At 53.1% G+C, this 17,900-nt stretch carries 18 protein-coding genes and 1 tRNA gene; 8 read left to right on the top strand and 11 right to left on the bottom strand.

Translation table 11 applies throughout. The features are described 5' to 3' along the window. Positions 1–119 precede the first annotated feature (119 nt). From EOV40_RS10865 to EOV40_RS10850, 4 genes are all read left to right on the top strand, one after another. Positions 120–692, top strand: coding sequence for an ankyrin repeat domain-containing protein (locus tag EOV40_RS10865; protein WP_050818555.1), 573 nt, complete (start codon positions 120–122; stop codon positions 690–692). A 97-nt stretch (positions 693–789) separates the two neighbouring features. Then, complete coding sequence (hisC, locus tag EOV40_RS10860; protein ID WP_128105972.1) at positions 790–1,860, top strand: histidinol-phosphate transaminase; 1,071 nt, start codon at positions 790–792, stop codon at positions 1,858–1,860. A gap of 176 nt (positions 1,861–2,036) precedes the next feature. Then, positions 2,037–2,324 carry a hypothetical protein gene (locus EOV40_RS10855; protein ID WP_050820270.1) on the top strand — a complete coding sequence of 96 codons (288 nt, stop codon included), beginning with the start codon at positions 2,037–2,039 and terminating at the stop codon, positions 2,322–2,324. Between the two features lie 145 nt (positions 2,325–2,469). Continuing rightward, complete coding sequence (locus EOV40_RS10850) at positions 2,470–3,531, top strand: transporter (RefSeq protein ID WP_128105971.1); 1,062 nt, start codon at positions 2,470–2,472, stop codon at positions 3,529–3,531. Positions 3,532–3,534: 3 nt separating this feature from the next. Here EOV40_RS10850 and EOV40_RS10845 read toward each other — a convergent pair whose 3' ends face one another. The 3 genes from EOV40_RS10845 to EOV40_RS10835 are packed head-to-tail and all read right to left on the bottom strand — an operon-like array spanning position 3,535 to position 5,603. Then, positions 3,535–3,882 (bottom strand): YnfA family protein, encoded by a 348-nt coding sequence (locus EOV40_RS10845; RefSeq protein ID WP_070322603.1) that lies wholly within the window; start codon positions 3,880–3,882, stop codon positions 3,535–3,537. Between the two features lie 3 nt (positions 3,883–3,885). Beyond that, a complete protein-coding gene (locus tag EOV40_RS10840; protein WP_128105970.1) occupies positions 3,886–4,743 on the bottom strand; it encodes an ABC transporter ATP-binding protein in 858 nt (285 codons plus the stop codon). Next, entirely contained in the window at positions 4,740–5,603 is an 864-nt protein-coding gene (locus EOV40_RS10835; protein ID WP_128105969.1) for an ABC transporter permease, read from the bottom strand. Before EOV40_RS10835 ends, EOV40_RS10840 begins: the two co-directional genes overlap by 4 nt. A gap of 189 nt (positions 5,604–5,792) precedes the next feature. On the opposite strand from EOV40_RS10835, the gene EOV40_RS10830 reads away from it, so the two are divergent. Beyond that, positions 5,793–7,157: a transglycosylase SLT domain-containing protein gene (locus tag EOV40_RS10830; protein WP_128105968.1), complete on the top strand. Its 1,365-nt coding sequence runs from the start codon at positions 5,793–5,795 to the stop codon at positions 7,155–7,157. 57 nt (positions 7,158–7,214) lie between these two features. Here EOV40_RS10830 and EOV40_RS10825 read toward each other — a convergent pair whose 3' ends face one another. From EOV40_RS10825 to rfaD, 5 genes are read right to left on the bottom strand one after another with little or no spacing between them, the layout of a single operon-like run. After that, positions 7,215–8,228 (bottom strand): hypothetical protein, encoded by a 1,014-nt coding sequence (locus EOV40_RS10825; protein ID WP_128105967.1) that lies wholly within the window; start codon positions 8,226–8,228, stop codon positions 7,215–7,217. Then, entirely contained in the window at positions 8,225–9,010 is a 786-nt protein-coding gene (pgeF, locus tag EOV40_RS10820; RefSeq protein WP_128105966.1) for a peptidoglycan editing factor PgeF, read from the bottom strand. The genes EOV40_RS10825 and pgeF overlap by 4 nt, the downstream gene beginning before the upstream one ends. Beyond that, entirely contained in the window at positions 9,007–10,035 is a 1,029-nt protein-coding gene (locus tag EOV40_RS10815; RefSeq protein ID WP_128105965.1) for a class I SAM-dependent methyltransferase, read from the bottom strand. Before EOV40_RS10815 ends, pgeF begins: the two co-directional genes overlap by 4 nt. Positions 10,036–10,043: 8 nt before the next feature. Further along, positions 10,044–10,886, bottom strand: a complete 843-nt coding sequence (gene lgt, locus EOV40_RS10810) for a prolipoprotein diacylglyceryl transferase (protein ID WP_050818544.1) — start codon at positions 10,884–10,886, stop codon at positions 10,044–10,046. Between the two features lie 24 nt (positions 10,887–10,910). Further along, positions 10,911–11,891 carry an ADP-glyceromanno-heptose 6-epimerase gene (gene rfaD / locus EOV40_RS10805; RefSeq protein WP_128105964.1) on the bottom strand — a complete coding sequence of 327 codons (981 nt, stop codon included), beginning with the start codon at positions 11,889–11,891 and terminating at the stop codon, positions 10,911–10,913. 149 nt (positions 11,892–12,040) lie between these two features. Between rfaD and EOV40_RS10800 the strand changes: the two genes are divergently transcribed. Further along, complete coding sequence (locus EOV40_RS10800; RefSeq protein WP_003623595.1) at positions 12,041–12,343, top strand: putative quinol monooxygenase; 303 nt, start codon at positions 12,041–12,043, stop codon at positions 12,341–12,343. An 87-nt stretch (positions 12,344–12,430) separates the two neighbouring features. On the opposite strand, the gene EOV40_RS10795 is transcribed toward EOV40_RS10800, so the two are convergent. Further along, positions 12,431–14,023, bottom strand: coding sequence for an L-lactate permease (locus EOV40_RS10795; RefSeq protein WP_050818542.1), 1,593 nt, complete (start codon positions 14,021–14,023; stop codon positions 12,431–12,433). A 179-nt stretch (positions 14,024–14,202) separates the two neighbouring features. On the opposite strand from EOV40_RS10795, the gene EOV40_RS10790 reads away from it, so the two are divergent. Next, positions 14,203–15,546, top strand: coding sequence for a lytic transglycosylase domain-containing protein (locus tag EOV40_RS10790; RefSeq protein ID WP_208729337.1), 1,344 nt, complete (start codon positions 14,203–14,205; stop codon positions 15,544–15,546). Between the two features lie 79 nt (positions 15,547–15,625). Then, positions 15,626–17,026, top strand: coding sequence for a sugar porter family MFS transporter (locus tag EOV40_RS10785; protein ID WP_087651540.1), 1,401 nt, complete (start codon positions 15,626–15,628; stop codon positions 17,024–17,026). Positions 17,027–17,140: 114 nt separating this feature from the next. On the opposite strand, the gene EOV40_RS10780 is transcribed toward EOV40_RS10785, so the two are convergent. Both EOV40_RS10780 and EOV40_RS10775 read right to left on the bottom strand, forming a co-directional pair. Further along, positions 17,141–17,217: transfer RNA gene (locus EOV40_RS10780), tRNA-Arg, on the bottom strand. A 72-nt stretch (positions 17,218–17,289) separates the two neighbouring features. Continuing rightward, positions 17,290–17,742, bottom strand: coding sequence for a hypothetical protein (locus tag EOV40_RS10775; RefSeq protein WP_050818539.1), 453 nt, complete (start codon positions 17,740–17,742; stop codon positions 17,290–17,292). Positions 17,743–17,900: the final 158 nt, after the last annotated feature.

Below are 17,900 nucleotides of genomic sequence, written 5' to 3'. Positions count from 1 at the left end.
AGGCGTGCCACTTGTGCGTTTGTGGTATGGACAAAGGGGCTGATATGGTTCTTTTTCTTAATAACGCGGCAGCGTAAGATAACCGTTGTTGCAAAACCATTCTTTTCCGGAGGTCAGTCATGACAGAAGTTTCTTCCCGGACTCCGTCCGAGCAGGGAACAGCCGCCCCGGCAACCGGTGGTGGCGCACAGGGCTTTACGCGTGAACAGATTGAAGCACTTTTCCTGAACGCGGCGCGTGAAGGGGATGCAGATATGCTGGCCCGCTTTTTACAGGCTGGAATGGACCCGAACCTAAGAGCTGAAAAAGGCTACACGCCGCTTATTTTGGCCTCTTACAATGGGCATAAGGACGCCGTGAGCGTGCTGCTGGCTCATGGTGCCAAGCCAGATTTGCAAGATGAAAAAGGGGCAACAGCGCTGGCTGGCGTGGCGTTTAAAGGCGATATGCCTATTGCCACCATGTTGCTGGAAGCTGGGGCAGGGGTGGATATTCCCAACGCTGTTGGGCGCACGCCTCTCATTTTTGCCGTGATGTTTGGGCGGGATGATATGGCTCTTTTGCTGCTGAAGGCCGGTGCCAACCCCACATTGCGCGATGGCGAAGGCCTAAATGCTATAGATCTGGCCCGTAGGCAGGGTAAGCCTGCACTTGAAGAAGCGCTGAAAGCAGTGGCCGCCAGCCTTTCCTGAAAAAGGATTGGCGGGTTATTTTGGTTTTACACCTTCAGATAAGAAGGGATAAGGCGGCCTGACCTCAGGCTGCTTTTGTTTTTTGGATATAGGTAGCATGAGTCGTTTCTGGAGCCCGCTTGTTCATAAGCTGACACCGTATGTGCCCGGTGAGCAGCCCAAAATGACCGATCTGATCAAGTTGAACACCAACGAATCGCCTTATGGCCCGTCTCCACGTGCGTTGGAGGCTATTCGTGCTGCGGATAATGACACATTACGCCTGTATCCCGATCCCGAAGCTTTGGCTTTGCGCACGGCTTTGGGCGCGCGTGTTGGGTTAGGGCCGGAATATGTGTTTGTAGGCAATGGTTCGGACGAGGTTCTGGCCCATGCTTTTCAGGCATTTTTTGCGCATGGTGAACCATTGCTGTTCCCGGATGTAACTTACAGCTTCTATCACGTGTATTGCGGCCTTTATTCCCTGCCGTTCCGTACGGTTCCGCTTACGGATGATATGCAGGTAAATATTGCAGATTACGCGGGCCCATGCAGTGGGGTTGTAGTGGCTAACCCGAATGCCCCCACAGGCATTGCCCTGAGCTTGGCAGAGGTGCGCCAGCTTCTGGAACTCCAGCCAGACCGCGTTGTGCTGATTGATGAAGCCTATGTGGATTTTGGTGCAGAAAGCGCTGTTTCCTTAATTAAGGACTATCCTAACCTTCTGGTCGTACAGACTTTCTCTAAATCACGCGCACTTGCTGGCTTGCGGGTTGGTTTTGCATTTGGGCAACCCGAACTGATTGAAGGTTTGGTGCGCATAAAGGATAGCTTTAATTCCTACCCGCTGGATCGTCTGGCGCAGGTCGGGGCAACGGCTGCGGTGGAAGATGAGGCGTGGTTTGCCTCCAGCGTGCAGAAGGTTGTTGCCAGCAGAACGGCATTGGCAGAAGGGCTGCAAAAACTCGGTTTTGATGTCTTGCCGTCCAAAGCCAATTTTGTTTACACTCGGCACCCGAACCGGAACGCAGTAGAACTGGCTACCCAACTCAGAGAGCGTGCCATTATTGTCAGGCACTTAAGGGGTGAGCGCACCGCTGCGTGGTTGCGCATTACGGTCGGCACAGATCAGCAGTGTGAAAAGTTGCTTTCAGCATTGCGGGATATTCTGTGCAGCAATTCGCTCTAACCAGACCTTAAAAGTCTGTTTTTCTTACGCGTATAAAGGGCTTGCCTGCCGCTTTTTGCGGTGGGCGAACTGTTATGTGTGTTTGGCGCAGGTTTCAACGGGTCATTTCTGCACTGTGCAGGCAGCGCGGCCATAACGTTGGCCGCGCCTTATTTTGTTGTAATGAGGTTCAGCTCATGCGTGCTTATCGTGGCCAGATGTCTGACAACCAGCCTATTCGTCGTTCTCTGCCAGAAAAACAGAAGCAGCTGCGCGATCTGAAGGAAACGCTGGGGGCAATGAAGGCTCATACCTCTCCGGCACTTAAGGAAAGCATACGCAAACGTATTGCTCAGCTTGAGGCCGAGCTTACAGCAGCGCCCGTTCTTAAAGCTGCACGTAAGCAGCAGAATGGCACGCGCTCTGCGCGTCCAACTGGAGAAGGTGCGGGCCGCCGTCCCGGAGGTTTGCGGGCGCGATCATAAGTTAAGTGTTGGCAAAAGGTGGTTTCTCTGCCTTTTGCCAATTTCTGGCTCATGTTATGCAACCTGACTGGCGCTGGCGCCAAAAGCAGGTTTTATGACACAGCCCGCTTGGGGATATGCCCGTAAGAAAGCAGGGAGACCAGTGATGCCCAACTTACCATCAGCCGGAGCTCTGCCTGATCTTCTTTCGGAAGGGGGCACCCTGTTGCGGGATGGCTTGGTGTGGGCCATTTTCTGCCGCCCAGGTAAAGAACCGGTGGAACTGGGGCGTGATGTTGTTACCCAGCGCCTGACAACTGGCAGCTTTCCCCCAGAGCTGATGCAGGAGGATGGGTGGGCCTGGTTCCATTTTGATATCGTCCATACCCTTTCTCGCGCGCAGATTGAAAGCATACCTTCGTTACCAGAAGAAGTGCGTCAGGTTCTGACCAATCTGGAACGCAGCACACGCCTGGAAAGTGAAGGCGATATTGTTTTTGGTGCGCTGCCAGCATTTGATGACACATCCACTGATGATGAAAGAAATGTGAGCACATGGCGGTTTGCGCTAGAGCCTGATCTGCTGCTGACCACACGCAGGCACCCCATTCCGGCATTGGGTGTGGTGTATCATGAGCTACAGCGCGGGCTTGTGCCTCGTTCTCCTGCCAAGGTGGTGGATAGAGCTCTTCTGGAATTTGCAGATACATTGCGGCGTGATTTTGCACGGCTGGATGATCAGTTAGACCGTGCAGAAGATGTGCTGCTGATGCTGGACCGAGATACCGATCTGGGCCGTATGAGCGGCCTGTTGGGTGTGGCTCGGCGTCGCTCTACAGAATTGCGCCGTGTTTTGGCGCCGGTAGATCGTATTTTTCGTGATGAAGAACTGGAGCTGCCGGAATGGGCTGAGGATGATTTGCGAGATCGTTCCCAGCGCCAAGTTCATGCGGCACTGGATGACCTTTTGGCCTTGCAGGACCGTGCGCGCTCTTTGCAGGACGAACTCACATCCAATCAGGCGGAAGAAACCAACCGCCGCCTGTATATCGTTTCTGTTGGTACAACTTTGATGCTGCCCGCCACGTTTGTAACCGGGTTTTTCGGCATGAACACGGGCGGCATGTTTTTGTCCGGCGGTGCGTGGGATACGGTTATTGCCGGTATTCTGTGCTTTGGCATTATGTTGGGCACATGGTTTGTGCTGAAGCTGACAAAGCTGCTTTAAAAATTATCCGTGCCGTGGGGCCAACAGAATAACGCCAGCACCTAGCAGGCAGATAAGGGCTCCGGTTATTTCCCATTTATCTGGTGTCCGGCCTTCTACACAGCGCATCCATATAAGTGATGCCGTAATGTAAATGCCGCCATAAGCGGCATAGGCTCGGCTGGCGCTTTCTTCATCTATACGTGTGAGCAAAAGGGCAAACACACATAAGCTGATAAGGCCGGGGATAGTCAGCCAGCCTGAGCGGCCTTCCTTGATCCAGAGCCAGACAGCAAAGCAACCTGCAATTTCGGCAAAACCGGCAAGAAGATATATCCCGAAAGAACGCAGCAGAAAAATAAGAGTATTCATATTTCAGGAATGATCTTTCCGGGCGTTTTGTTCAGATTCTTTGCAATATGCATCCATAACGGATTCCACTGGGCCATCCATCCGTATCTGGCCATGTTCCATCCAGATCAGCCGGGTGCACCATTTTTCCAGCACACCTAGCGCATGTGAGGTGATGACCAGAATATCTGTGGAATCTACAACAGAGGCCAAGCGCTTTTCAGCGCGTTCCTGAAAGTGGAAGTCTCCTGCCATAAACCATTCATCCATCAGAAGAATCTGTGGGGTAATGGAAGTGGCAAGCCCAAAACCCAGGCGAATAGTCATGCCTGTGGAGTAAAGCCTTACGGGCAAGTCCAAAAAGTCATCCAACTGCGCAAAAGCTTCTACGTCTTTTTCCAGTTGGGTGATCTGTGCAGAGTTAAAGCCTTTCTGGTGGCCAAACAGGCTTATGTTTTCTCTGCCTGTAAGTTGTGGGTTCATGCCAGAAAGTAGGTCCAGCAACGGGGCTACTTTGCCTTGAATATGCACGTTTGGCGCTTCTGGCATGTAAATGCCTGCCATGACACGCAACAAAGTAGATTTACCAGCACCGTTATGCCCGATAAGCCCCACGCGTTCCCCAGCTTTGATGCTGAGCGAAACATCTCGGAGTGCTTCTACGTAAACAGTGCCTGTTTCACCTTGCCCGAGTGTAACGGAGCCGCCTGTCTGAAGCCCACGTGCGCTGGCCAGCAGCGATTTGCCGCGTTTGAGCAGCATTTTCTTAAGTGAACGTGCGCCCCCATGGAAAATGGGAAAGCTGAGCGAAAGATCTGTAATGCTGATGGAGGCAGATTCAGTCGTGGTTTTTGTGCTCGTGGGCGCAGAAGAACCTGTCATATCCAGAACGCCAGTCTGCTACGGGAGCGGGAGAAGGTAAAGAGCGCCAGAATCCATAAAATGAGGCTGAAACCTCCGGCAATCATCCATAGCGTTGCTTCTGGAGCCTGCCCCAAAAACGGGCGGCGTACAATTTCCAGCAACGCGTAAAATGGGTTGAAGTATAGCCAGAAAGTTGTGTTCCCAAGCTGTTTGGGCTCCCAGATTACTGGGGTGACGTAAAACATAATCTGGAGAATACTGCCCACAATAGGGGGAATATCTCTAAAACGGGCGCAGGCACTGCCCAGCAATAGGCAAAGTGCTACGTTGTTAGCGAGCCATATTGCAACGGCAGGTATAGCCAAAAGCATTGTAAGGCCGGGCCACACGCCCAATATCAAAAATACCACTACAGGCACGATGATGTTGTAACCAAACATAATCCCGCACCGCACCATAGTGCGGAATGCCTGCACGGAATATGGCATGTTAACCGAGCGCAGAGTTTCTGCCGCACGGGTGAAGGTAGAGCAACTTTCCTGGATAAGAGAGGAAAGCCCCGCCTGCCATAGAATAAGCGAAATTGCCAAGTATGGCAGGTAATCGTGCAGAACCAGATGGAAGAGCTGAGAATAGATCAGCCCCATGGAGCCAACCATGACACCTGTAGTGAGTGTGAGCCAGAAGGGGCCGATGCGTGACCCGTTGAATTGCAGCCGGATATCTAGCCAGCCCAATGAAAGGGCCAGCCGCCACAGGCGCAGCCCGCCCGCAATATCATTGCAGGCAGAAACAAGGCGAGAGCGCGAAGCCCGGCCTGGTTGTGTGGGTAACCCAGACCCTGAAAACTGCGCGGAAGAACCGGATGTGGCCGTCATGCTTTATGGCCTATCCGATCAATTCGGTCTCTGCAACAGGCAGTATAATGGGGAGAGAACAACAGCAGCGATTTCTTGCATGAGAAACATCCGAGGTATAAATACCAGCATGAGTTTTATGCCAGATCGTCAGGAAAACCTCCCGACAAGCCGGTGCCTTGCCTTCCATGAATGGGATGACCAGATAGCATGACATCCAGACAGATCAGCCAGCATAAGCGGTGTTCTGTGGCATGGCGAGGCAAAAGGCTGGCCCATGCTGCCAAAGGTTCAGTTATTCTGGGGCTTCTGGCCTTGCTTTCTGCCTGTGCAAATCAGCCCAGTGGGGATGATATTACCATGCCTGTGGCAGAAGAAGCCGCACGGTATCGGGCACATGCACGTTCCTATTACGCACCACCGGGCACGGCGGAAGATCCTTGGGGCCCCTATATTCAGGAAGCCTCAAAGCGCTTTGATGTGCCGGATGAATGGATACGCGCCGTTATTCAGCAGGAATCGGGTGGGCGGCTTTTCCATAATGGCCAGCTTGTTACATCCGGGCCGGGCGCTATGGGGCTGATGCAGTTAATGCCGCCTACATATGATGAAATGCGCCAAGCCTATAATCTGGGTGACGATGCGTTTGATCCGCATGATAATATCATGGCGGGCACAGGCTATATTCGCCAGTTGTATGATGTGTATGGTTCTCCGGGCTTTTTGGCGGCCTACAATGCAGGGCCCGGAAGGTTAGAAGATTTTCTAACGCGCAACCGCACTCTCCCGCGTGAAACCCGTAACTATGTTGCCTCTATTGGGCGCAGAATTGTTGGCATTTCACCCACCAATCGCTCTCAGGCAGATCTGCTGGTAGCCAGCCATGATAGCATGGCCCAATCTTACCAGCCCATTCAGTCTGTGGGGGAAGTGAACTCCGTTAAGTCCGCATGGGCGCAGCGGAGCGGAAATAGTGGTGCACAGCCCGTGCAATTGGCTGAAGTTGTGGGCAGTGATGGAGATTCTGCAACCACTTCTTACACGCCAGAATGGCAGCCGGTTGCCCGTAAGGGGCGCATTAACGGGCTGACAGAAAGCCCGGCAGATGTGCGTGCAGCTTGGGCGCAGCGGTTGGGATCTTCTGAAACAGCGGCTTCAACTGCGCCAGTGCAGGTGGCAGATGCGTCTGACCCCATTCCAAACCCGCCAGAACAACCTACGGCACCTGCGCGCCTTGTGTTGGGGAATACATCTTCCCAACGGCGCATGCAGATGTTTCCTGCCGCGCATGCAGAGCCAGCACCGTTATTGACGCATCGCACACGCAGCGATGAATCAAAAACATGGGCTATTCAGGTGGGGGCTTTTGGCACGCAGTCCATGGCGCAGAGTGCAACCGGGCAGGCCCGTAATCGGGCGGCTCTTTCTGGGGCCCGTGCGCAAATTGCAAGTGTTCAGGCCAAAACGGGCAAATTGTATCGGGCCCGGCTGACCAATCTTTCGCATGAGGAAGCATTGGATGCCTGCCGCAAGCTTAGCGGTTGTGTGGTAATTTCCCCCGGTTCCCGCTCATAAGGTTTCTCTTTCTCTGCCTATCTTGAGGGACGAGCAGAGAAAGAGATTCATTATTTCTTATGGTAATGCAGAAGCTGCCGGTTGATTTGGCTGGGCTGGATTTGCCGTGCTGTTTGTGCTTCCGGTAGCTTTTGCTTGTGTTGGCTGTGGGTGTTGTGCGTTGGCAGCGCCTAATGGTGCATTATCTCGCCCAGAATAACGGCCAATAATCTGTTTAACAGCAGCGGCTGCTTCCTGCGCAGCGGCAACGGCAACATCCCCCCAATAATTATCTAGGGAATGGGCATCAATATCATGCAGCTGTGTTGCTGCTCCGGCTTCCTTGCCTTCCTTGTCCACAACGCGCCAAACAATTTCGATATGTTGCTGGGGGTGTCCAAGTGTTCCTACGGGGCCAGGTGTAAGTTTAACGGTGGAAATGACCGTGAAATCTGCATTTTCCTTTGAGTTCTGGATTGTATCTTCACTGTCTCGGAAAGAGGCGGTGAAAGCCCGGGCCAAAGATATATTCCCATCGCCCGGTGCACCGGTTACACCGGTAAAGTAAACCCGTGCAGCACGATGCTTCAGGCTGTGTGGATCTTTTTCCATATCATCTGCCTGAATACCCGTCAGCACAGAGGAAATGCGTGGCGCAGCATCCTGCGCAACCAGCGTGAAGAAGGATGCATCTCCGGCAGACCATTGGGTGGCTAGTACGGCTTGCCCTTCCTGCGTAGCGCGAATTTGGTTTTTGGGCGTCATGATTGTGTAAATTGGCACAACTTGATCCCCCCTTAATTCTGCTCGCATTTTGAGCCACCAGTCTCCGGGCCGTGTGGGTTGAGCAATGGCCGGAATGGTTTGCTGAAGCAGTTCCGATGCAACATCCTTGGCCCATATCTGGGCAGAAGCATTAGGGAGCAAGGAATCCGTAGGGGTAGGGATATCTAATCGGGATGGTGGTGCATTGGCCGCAAGTTTTGAAGCCCCTTTTCCGGGGTTAGAAAACGGATGCGGCACATCCAAACACCCTGCCAACAGCAGTAAAGAGGAAAGGGGCAGGGCAGTATGGCGTAAAAGGCGGTTCATCCGTTCTGAGGTCCCGTAGCAATCGCTGAAATCTGGTGTCCAATTTGTCCACCACCCGCCAAAGTGCGGCGGCGATGGCTAAAAAAGCGTTTTTCGTCAGAGAGTGTATCAACGCCTAATGCGGCAGCATTGCGCACCCCAGCTTGCTGCAACCTGAAAACACACCAACCAGCCAGATCAAACTGATAATGGCCGGGGCGTGTGCCCGGTGCAAAAAAGCGTGCTGCCTGTTTATCTGCCGAGGTAATGGCCATGTGCATGTCTTCAGCCGTTTCGTAGCTTTCCTGAGCAATGCAGGGGCCAACAACAGCGCTAATACTTTCAGCGTTAGCGCCAAGGGCTTTCATGGCTTCCAAGGTAGATTCCAAAATACCAGCCAAGGCACCGCGCCAGCCAGCATGGGCGGCGCCAACAATGGTGCCTTCTGCATTGGCAAACAGCACAGGCGCACAGTCTGCGGTAATCACACCAATGGCGATATCAGGCTGATTGGTGACAAGCGCATCAGCTGGTGCGCCAGAGCCGGGTGGCCAAGGTGCTGTGGCGGTGACCACGGCACGGCCATGCACTTGTGTAACGCCTAACAAGTGATCTGCCTGAACGCCCAGATGGGTTGCAACCCGCCTACGATTTTCAGCCAGATTTTGTGGGCTATCGCCAGATTTTGTAGAACAGTTGAGGCTGGCATAGGGGCCGGTGGAAACACCACCTTCCCGTGTAAAAAATCCGTGGCGTGTATGCCCAAGCAAAGGGCTGGTGAGAGGTGAGAGCGTTGTGGTCATACGTCCGCTCCTTTCATGAAGCCGGGAGGTGAGGGCAGGCCGGGGGAGGCAAGGGCCATAACACGGAACAGATGCCCCATTTTTTCAGGAGCGGCTAGCCGATGCGCGGCACTGCGCAATATGGCAGCCTCTTCTGTGGTTGCACGTGTGGCCAGTTGTTCGGTGCGTTCCATAAGGCCTAATACGCGCAAAAAAGCACCTTGCGTTTCTGCGCCATAAACATGGCCACCTGCTTGTTGGGCAACTGCGGCAAGGGCGGTGAAATCAACATGCGCCGTGAGATCGGCCTCTCCGGCGGCTTTTAGCGGCTGGGCTGGGCATGCATGGCGTAAGGCCTGTAGGGAATCACCCGTTAGGGTGGAATGGTGGCCGTAATCAATAAACAGTGCCGCACCTGGCTGTGCTGCAAAACGTTGCCCCAGATAGCGTGCAACCTCCAGCGCGGGTTCGCATAACTCTACAATAGTGTCTGGTTCCAGATTTCTGCCATCTGGCAGTGCTGGCGCATGGCATGGAACAAGGTGAAATGCCTCATCCATAACGTAGCGTTCGTGCCAGCCTGAAGGGGTCTGCACGAACTGGCGAATGGGAAGGGCATCCAGAAATTCATTTCCCAATAGAATGAGCGGGCCAGAAGGAAGATTTTCTATCCGATCATGCCATGTGGGGTGCACATAAGGGGCTAGAGCCTGCTTTTGTGCTTGCCGCATAAGAGGGGAAGTTTCTATCAGATGCACATCAAGGGCACGCGCAAAATCTGGGGCACAACGCGTAATCAGGCGTAGTGCATCTGCCATAAGTGTGCCGCGGCCCGGCCCGGCTTCGGCAAGAATAACCTGCGCAGGGCAGCCCATATTCTGCCAGACCGTGGTAGCCCAAGCCCCCAGAAGTTCTCCAAAAACCTGAGAGATTTCAGGGGCAGTAATAAAGTCTGAAAGCAAAGGCTTGGTTGCATAATAGCGCGCATTGGCGCGCGCCATAAATATATCCAGCCTTTCAGCTTTTGGAGGCAAGGGGGAAGGCATGAGCGCGCTTACGGCTTGGCTTCTTCTGCTTCTGGGGGAATACCCTCGTAAACAGGGTGGCGGTTAGCATACACCATAAGCGCAATACCGGCGGCCAGCATGGGGCAGCACAACAATTGCCCCATGGTGATACCACCGGGCAGAAAACCAAGGAATGAATCCGGTTCACGGAAAAATTCACAAAAACTCCGGGCGCAGGCATATCCGGCTAAAAACAGGCCGGCAAGAAAACCGGGGTGTTGACGGATAGAGAGTTTGCGAGAGGCCGCAAACATAACCAAAAAAAGCAGCAGCCCTTCTGTAAGCGCTTCGTAAATCTGAGAGGGATGGCGTGGGATTGGCCCTCCATCTGGAAAGATCATCGCCCATGGTAGAGAGGCCGGAGCTTCACGCCCCCAAAGCTCACCATTGATAAAGTTGGCCACGCGGCCCAGCCCCAAACCGATTGGCACCGCAATGGTTACACGGTCTGCAAAAGCCAGAAAGTTGAGCTTGTGCCGCCATGTAAACAGCATCATGGCAATAATGACGCCAAGCGCGCCACCGTGGAAGGACATGCCCCCGTGCCATACTTCCAGCATGGCCAGAGGGTGCGTGATGTAATAGCCGGGTTGGTAAAACAGCACGTATCCCAGCCGGCCGCCCATTAGAATGCCAAGGGTTACCCAAGCCAGAAAGTCATCTGCCAGTTCTGGCGTGCCAGCACGCGGAGGAAGATTAACCAATCGCCGCAGCAGCGTAATGCCCAGCACAATGCCGATGATGTAGGAGAGCGCATACCACCGTATGGCAAATGGCCCGACATGCACCAGCACCGGGTTAAACTGAGGAAACATCAGAACAGGAAGCATGATGGGTGATCCGGTATGGCTGGGTCAGAGATAGGGATTATCAGTGGCAAGATAATCTTGCACGTAGCGTTTAACGCCCTCTTCCAGCGGTGTGAACTGGGCAGTGTAACCAGCAGCCCGCAGGCGGGAAAGATCTGCCTGTGTGTAGGATTGATACTGCCCATGCAAGCTTTGGGGCATATCAATAAATTCTACCCGGCGTTCACAGCCAATGGCATCACACACGGCATGGGCCATATCCAGATAGGTGCGTGCGGTGCCTGTGCCGCAATTAAACAGGTCTGATACCTCCGGGTTATCATACAGCCAGAGCATAACGTTTACGACATCACCTACCCATATAAAGTCACGGGCTTGCATGCCATCTGCAATATCTGGCCTGTCAGACCGGAACAGACGTGCTGGCTGGCCGGATTTTACTTCATCATATTTTACTTTAACCACAGAGATCATCTTGCCTTTGTGGTATTCGTTTGGCCCGTAAACGTTAAAGAACTTTAACCCGGCCCATTGCGGTGGGCGAGGTGTGTGCTGATCAAGCGTGGTGGTAACGTGCTGATCAAACACGTGTTTGGACCAGCCGTACAAATTAAGCGGCCGCAATTGTGAAAGATTGCCCGGATCATCATTAAAAAGCTCTGGTCTGTCAGCCGCGCCATATGTGGCGGCAGAAGACGCATAAATAAACCGTGCACGGTTGCGTGTGCACCAGTCCCATAGTGTTTGTGAGAGCTCCACATTGGTGCGCCATACCAGATCACCATCTGTTGCGGTGGTTTCGCTGATAGCGCCCATATGGAAAATGGTGTCTATTTTTGGGGTTGTGGCCAAAAAGGCTTCCAGATTTTCTGGCGCAATCAGGCGCGTAGGCGCATGCTGAGACACATTGCGCCATTTGCCTTCCTGCCCAAGCCAATCAACAATTATTGTTTCCAGCCCTCTGGCAGCCAATGCAGCCTGTAGGCATGAGCCGATAAAACCGGCTCCCCCTGTAATTACTATCATGGCGGGGGAGTATAAAGGGCGGCATCGTGCACTCCAAGCTGTCAAATGCCTGATGTGCCCAGAAGTGGGGTTTCATCCCATAGTCAGGGCGAAACATATTGCCTACTATTCCTGCGTGATCGCAATTTAACAGGAAAGAGGCACATAGCATGAGCGAAGAAATTACAGTTGTTGCTCTTTTGAAGGCAAAGCCGGGCGCAGAGGAAAAAGTGGCACAGGCTATGGTGGCGTGCATCAAGCCATCTCGTGCAGAAAGCACCAACAGCCAGTATGTGCCCAACCGTGATCTGGATGATCCGCAGACATTTGTTTTTGTAGAGCGTTGGGCAAGCCGCAAGGCATTGCAGGATCATATGGAAACGCCGCATTTTAAAACACTAGCAGCAGAACTGAACACGCTGTTGGAAGCCCCCATTCAGCTTCATATCTTGCAGCCTCTACCCGGTGCCTGAGTGCACGTAGTGAAATCTGCATAAAAAAACGGCCCCACCTCAATGGGGCCGTTTTTTGTTTTGCGTAATTGGATGGCAGTAAATCGGCTATCGCAGCACAAACTGCTGAAAAACAACCACCAACCCGATACAGAATGTTAAAAACAGACTGTGCTTAAAGGTACGCGCCAGCACGGTACCTTCCTGCCCTTTGAGGGATGTTACAGATACGCCGGTGGTGATGTTCTGGGGCGAGATCATCTTACCCATCACGCCACCTGATGAGTTTGCTGAAGCAAACAGCACCGGGTCCAGTGAAAGCTGATGCGCTGCGGCCACCTGCAGGTTGCCAAAAAGGGCGTTGCCGGAGGTATCACTCCCCGTCAGGAACACGGCAATCCAGCCAAGGAAAACAGAAACCAGTGGGAAGACCATGCCCGCAGAAGAAACCGCATATCCCAAAGTATAGGTCATGCCGGAATAGTTCATCAAAAATGCCAGCCCGATTGTGAGTGCAACAGTTACCACAGCCAACCAGCCCTGTTTGAGCGTAGTGCGGGCGGCCGCGCCAAACTGCTGTAGTGTTGTACGGGTGAACAGGGCTGTTAGAATGGTGGCAACCAGAATAGCCGTGCCTGTGCCCAAGGGTTCAAACTTCCACACAGCGGCATAGGGTGTTTTATACAGAGAGATAAATACCGCATTATCCAGCCCCGGCCAATGAATGGGCAGTGCGCCAATTTTGGCGATATGCAGCGCATCCCACGCAATAACCACAGCAATAACCGTAATCCACGGAATCCACCCTTGCCAACGCGGAACGGGGGCAGTGCCTGTGTGCTGGTTGTGCAGATGGCTAAGATCAATAGCGTATTGTGGGTCGGATATCGGTTTCCAAAAGCGTAGGAAGCCAATGGTCGCCACAAGTGCCACGCTGGAAGAAAGCACGTTGCTCAGGCTGTAAAGCCCGGCGCCAGAAATAATCAGCAGCGTTAAGGCAAAGCTGCCACCGGCAACCAATAGTACGGGCCATGTCTGCCGGACGGAACGCCACCCGCCGTAAAGTGCCATAACGTAAAAGGGAATAAGCAGCGCAAACGGGGTAAGCTGCCGCCCAATGGTTGCCCCCAGCACATCTGCCGGTAGCCCTGTAATGGAGCCCAGAACGGTAACGGGAATACCCAAGCCACCAAATGCTACGGGTGCGGAGTTAAAGATCAGCACATAGGTCAGGGCATCCAATGCCGGAAAACCCAGCATGATCAGCAAAGCGCTGGTAATAGCTACGGGGGTGCCAAATCCGGCCACACCTTCTAGGGCAGCGCTAAAGCAGAAGCCCAGAACAACAAGCATGATGCGCCTGTCATTGGGGACGTGTTGGATAATCCAGTCTCGGAAAGCATCAAATCGCCCGTTCTGTACAGCCACGTTGAACAGAAAGAGTGCAGAAAGCGCGATCCACATAACTGGCAGAAGAGAAAACACAACACCATTGCTGATGCTGGCAACAGCCAATTTGGCAGGCAGCCCCCAAATTGTGGTGGCTACCAGCAACCCTACAATCAAGCCGCCCAGAGTGGCTTGCCATGCCGGACGACGCAGAATGCCCATAACAAAGAGTGTAACGATAATAGGTGAGGCCGCGAGCAGAAATGACAGCACAAGGTTGTGCCCTGCTGGAACAAGTGGCTGTATGAACATGGCAGTTCCTGAATAGGCGTTAATTCCCCTTCTTACGTGGGGGATAAAACAATCTTAAGGGAACGGTTGCGGCGCGATGCAAGAAAAAATGTCGTTATAACAATATGTTGTGATGAGGGAACTTTTAGAAAGGCAGCTAAACAGCCATCTTTCATGAAAATGACATATTGGTAATGGATGTGGAGAAGCCCCGTAATCCGTGCTTTTTGTCGCAAGTTTATGGGACAAGCCTTATTGGCAAAAGTTCATGCGGAAGGGGACGGCAGGTGTCTTTTCGGATTCAGCAACGGCAAACGGTATGTGCCGCGTTACTGCTGGGGTTGGCGGGGTGCGCTACGCCTGCTGTCAGATCCGGTGGATATGCATCCTCTCAAGCGTATTATCAGGCTGCATATGAAAGGTCAGAAGCCAACCCGGCGGCCTATAGGCCTGTAGGCCCGGCAGAAGATCCGTGGGGACCATATATCAGGGAAGCGGCGCAGCGTTTTTCCATACCGGAAAGCTGGATACGTGCCGTGATGCAGCAGGAATCGGGTGGGCATCAGTATCTGGATGGTCAGCTTACAACGTCATCCGCCGGTGCAATGGGGCTGATGCAGCTTATGCCCGCTACCTATGCGGATATGCAAAGCCAGTTCAATCTGGGGGGAGATCCGTATAACCCACATGATAATATCATGGCGGGGGCAGGGTATATCCGCCAGATGTATGATCATTATGGTGCGCCCGGGTTTTTGGCAGCTTATAATGCTGGCCCACAACGCGTAGATGACTATTTAACATCTGGGCGGCCTTTGCCGGATGAAACGGTGAATTACGTTGCATCCATTACGCCCCATTTGGGTACAGCAACCGCACCAGCTGGCAGTTTTGCCCCAGCACCTTCCCCTGTAATGGTAGCCAGTGCTGGTTCATCCATAGCGGCAGCTCCTGTGGCAGAATATGCACGGGCAGATCTTTCGCGCACGGCCGATGGCTGTTTGCGTGACCCGGATGCAGCATATGATCCCTCAACCCCTTGCTTGATGGATAGAGATACGCCTCATCCAGACCCGCAACCGGTTGAAGAAGCTGCTCCTGTAGAAGTTGCACAGGCGCAACCGGCTGGTGTTTCAGATCAGGCGGTAACAGCTACGCCGCTTGCTGTAGTGCCTGCTGGGGCTGGTAGTGCCCCGGTGCAAGCTGCAGCGTATAATATACCTTCAGAACAAAGAGGATATGCGCGTTCCAGCCCGGCGCATGTTCTCACGCTGCCTTCATCATCTTTGTCAGCAAGATCATCTGGAGCGGTGCAGGTAGGGGCCTTTGCATCTTATGCCGAGGCACAGCACACGCTGGAATCTGTAAACCGTCTGCTAACAGCGCATGCCTTATCTGTGCGTCCTACTGTTACACAGGCTTCTGTAGCAGGGCGGTCTTATTATCGGGCGCAGTTTATTACAGCTCAGAATACCGGTCCGGCTGATGTTTGTCAGGTGCTGCGGGCACGTGCGCTCCCCTGTATTCAGGTGCGTGGAGGGTAAGAGGAGAAAGTCTTTTCCCTTTTGAGCCAATTACCTGTAAAGCCTCTGCGTCTTCCAGAAAAACAAAGTGGAACAATAAATGGAAAACGCAGCAATGCCTGAGAAGGGAGCAGATAGTACTGTTCCCATAAAGGTTGTGGTTGTTGGTGTTCTGGCTGCAACGGCAGGCCTGATGTCCGGGTTGGATATTGGCGTTATTTCCGGGGCGCTAGATTTTCTGGCGCGGGATTTCAACGCATCTACTCTGGCGCAGGAATGGATTGTCAGCGCCATGATGGCGGGCGCGGCCGTAGGGGCTGTAGGCGCAGGGTGGATTACCCGGCATACCGGGCGCAAATGGTCTTTAGTTTTTGGGGGCGGCGTTTTTATTGCCGGCTCCTTACTGTGTGCTCTGGCATGGTCTGTGCCTGTGCTTATAGCTGGGCGCGTGCTGATGGGGTTGGCCATTGGCGTGGCAGCTTTTGCCGCTCCCCTTTATCTTTCCGAGGTATCAGACCAATCTAGCCGTGGCGCCATGATTTCCACCTATCAGCTTATGATTACGATAGGTATTTTTCTGGCGTTTTTAAGCGATACGTTTTTTAGCTACCACGGGCAGTGGCGGTGGATGTTTGGCATTATTGCCATTCCCGGCATTGTTTACGTTATTGGGGTTTTGTTTCTACCCTATAGCCCGCGCTGGCTTATGATGCGTGGCCGGAGGGCAGAAGCGCTGGAAGTGCTGACAAGCCTGCGCGCAACCCCGCAGGAAGCACGGGCCGAAATAAAGGCCATTCATAACCAGTTGCAGGCACGCCAGAATGGCTGGAGCTTATTGCGCGCAAACGGCAATTTTCGCCGTTCGGTTGGCTTGGGCATGTTGTTGCAAGTTATGCAGCAATTCGCGGGCATTAATGTGGTGATGTATTATGCCCCACGTATTTTTCAGCTTGCAGGCTTTGTAGGGACTGCACAGATGTGGTGCACCGCCATGATCGGGCTGGTAAATGTGATGGCAACATTTCTGGCCATCAGCCTGGTTGATAAGTGGGGGCGCAGGCCTGTGCTGTATTGTGGCTTTGCCATTATGGTGCTGAGCATGGCGAGCCTCTCCTTACTGCTCCACGGCAGCATGGTGGACCAGGCATCCCGCATGGCATGTGTGTTTATGGTCATGGTTTTTATTGTGGCTCATGCCATGTCTGCCGGGCCGATTGTGTGGGTGCTGTGTTCGGAAATTCAGCCAATGCAGGGCAGGGATCTGGGCATTATGCTTTCCACCCTGACAAACTGGATTGCCAACATGATTGTTGGTGCTTCTTTTTTAAGCGTGCTGGCATGGTTGGGTGGTTCTGCCACTTTTGGAATGATTGCCGCATTGAATGCCTGCTTTTTAGGGCTGACATATTTGTTTGTGCCAGAAACCAAGGGTATCAGCTTGGAGCAGATTGAGCGGAATCTGATGTCTGGCAAAAAATTACGGGATATCGGAATTTCTTGAGCAAAGCATAAGAATGGGCGCAGACAAAATGCGTCCATTCTGAATGTGCAAAAAATACAAAACCACATGCAAAATCTTGCAAGGAAGGTATTTTAAATTTTCTTGGAAAAAACTTGGCGCACCCGAAAGGACTCGAACCTCTAACCCCCAGATTCGTAGTCTGGTGCTCTATCCAGTTGAGCTACGGGTGCGCCGTGAGCGGGTATTTAGCCGAGCACGGTGGGGTCGGCAACCCCTAAAATGCAAAAAAGTGAAATTTTTTGTCAGTCATTGCCCAGAAAGTTTTTCCAACCGCGGTTTTCTGGGCGATGGAGCGTAACATGGGCTCGACATTCGGGGGTTCCGTATACGCCTTCAAACGTATCTCCAGCCGGATGTGCTTCAAACACCATGGGAAGCGGCTGGTTTTTGGCGTCCTTTAAAACAAGTTGCGCATGATAATGCTGCTTACTCTTATCAGGCGTACCGCGTAGGATCAGCGTGCCCATTTCAGGCACAAAGATCATGCGTTTGGGTTCGATCTGCATGAGTGATGTGCCGTTAACGGGGCAATTTTCGCCTTTGTCTTGCACAAGGGTGCCAATCCATTCCCCGTATGGGTCATCTGCGGCAGAGGCCGGTTGCGTGGCGGCTTGGGCGGATGTGCAAAAAAAGCCAAGGCTGCCTAACGCCAGTGCGCCATATTTCAGCCAACAGGAAAAACGTGTGTGCTTCATGCAAAAACTCCTGATTTCGTTGGCAATCTGTACCTTGTGTATGGCACAGGCAAGGCGGGTATCAGGCGGAATAGGTGTGCACCTTTCTGGTTTTTAGGGTGACGCCATGACTGCATGGCTTTATATCCGCCTGTAAGAGAGCCCGTGTAGCCCCATAT

It is taken from the genome of Acetobacter oryzoeni, assembly GCF_004014775.2.
GTDB classification, from domain to species: domain Bacteria; phylum Pseudomonadota; class Alphaproteobacteria; order Acetobacterales; family Acetobacteraceae; genus Acetobacter; species Acetobacter oryzoeni.
Note: the sequence above shows the minus strand (reverse complement) of the source record. Positions and strands in the feature narration are given on the sequence as shown.

What these genes read in the sequence shown, in the direction of transcription:
- EOV40_RS10775 (WP_050818539.1), bottom strand. Translation starts at nt 17,742, where the DNA reads ATGAAGCACACACGTTTTTCCTGTTGGCTGAAATATGGCGCACTGGCG.
- EOV40_RS10800 (WP_003623595.1), top strand. Translation starts at nt 12,041, where the DNA reads ATGAGCGAAGAAATTACAGTTGTTGCTCTTTTGAAGGCAAAGCCGGGC.
- pgeF (WP_128105966.1), bottom strand. Translation starts at nt 9,010, where the DNA reads ATGACCACAACGCTCTCACCTCTCACCAGCCCTTTGCTTGGGCATACA.
- EOV40_RS10865 (WP_050818555.1), top strand. Translation starts at nt 120, where the DNA reads ATGACAGAAGTTTCTTCCCGGACTCCGTCCGAGCAGGGAACAGCCGCC.
- rfaD (WP_128105964.1), bottom strand. Translation starts at nt 11,891, where the DNA reads ATGATAGTAATTACAGGGGGAGCCGGTTTTATCGGCTCATGCCTACAG.
- EOV40_RS10815 (WP_128105965.1), bottom strand. Translation starts at nt 10,035, where the DNA reads ATGCCTTCCCCCTTGCCTCCAAAAGCTGAAAGGCTGGATATATTTATG.
- EOV40_RS10795 (WP_050818542.1), bottom strand. Translation starts at nt 14,023, where the DNA reads ATGTTCATACAGCCACTTGTTCCAGCAGGGCACAACCTTGTGCTGTCA.
- EOV40_RS10855 (WP_050820270.1), top strand. Translation starts at nt 2,037, where the DNA reads ATGCGTGCTTATCGTGGCCAGATGTCTGACAACCAGCCTATTCGTCGT.
- EOV40_RS10840 (WP_128105970.1), bottom strand. Translation starts at nt 4,743, where the DNA reads ATGACAGGTTCTTCTGCGCCCACGAGCACAAAAACCACGACTGAATCT.
- EOV40_RS10835 (WP_128105969.1), bottom strand. Translation starts at nt 5,603, where the DNA reads ATGACGGCCACATCCGGTTCTTCCGCGCAGTTTTCAGGGTCTGGGTTA.
- EOV40_RS10825 (WP_128105967.1), bottom strand. Translation starts at nt 8,228, where the DNA reads ATGAACCGCCTTTTACGCCATACTGCCCTGCCCCTTTCCTCTTTACTG.
- lgt (WP_050818544.1), bottom strand. Translation starts at nt 10,886, where the DNA reads ATGCTTCCTGTTCTGATGTTTCCTCAGTTTAACCCGGTGCTGGTGCAT.
- hisC (WP_128105972.1), top strand. Translation starts at nt 790, where the DNA reads ATGAGTCGTTTCTGGAGCCCGCTTGTTCATAAGCTGACACCGTATGTG.
- EOV40_RS10845 (WP_070322603.1), bottom strand. Translation starts at nt 3,882, where the DNA reads ATGAATACTCTTATTTTTCTGCTGCGTTCTTTCGGGATATATCTTCTT.
- EOV40_RS10850 (WP_128105971.1), top strand. Translation starts at nt 2,470, where the DNA reads ATGCCCAACTTACCATCAGCCGGAGCTCTGCCTGATCTTCTTTCGGAA.
- EOV40_RS10785 (WP_087651540.1), top strand. Translation starts at nt 15,626, where the DNA reads ATGGAAAACGCAGCAATGCCTGAGAAGGGAGCAGATAGTACTGTTCCC.
- EOV40_RS10830 (WP_128105968.1), top strand. Translation starts at nt 5,793, where the DNA reads ATGACATCCAGACAGATCAGCCAGCATAAGCGGTGTTCTGTGGCATGG.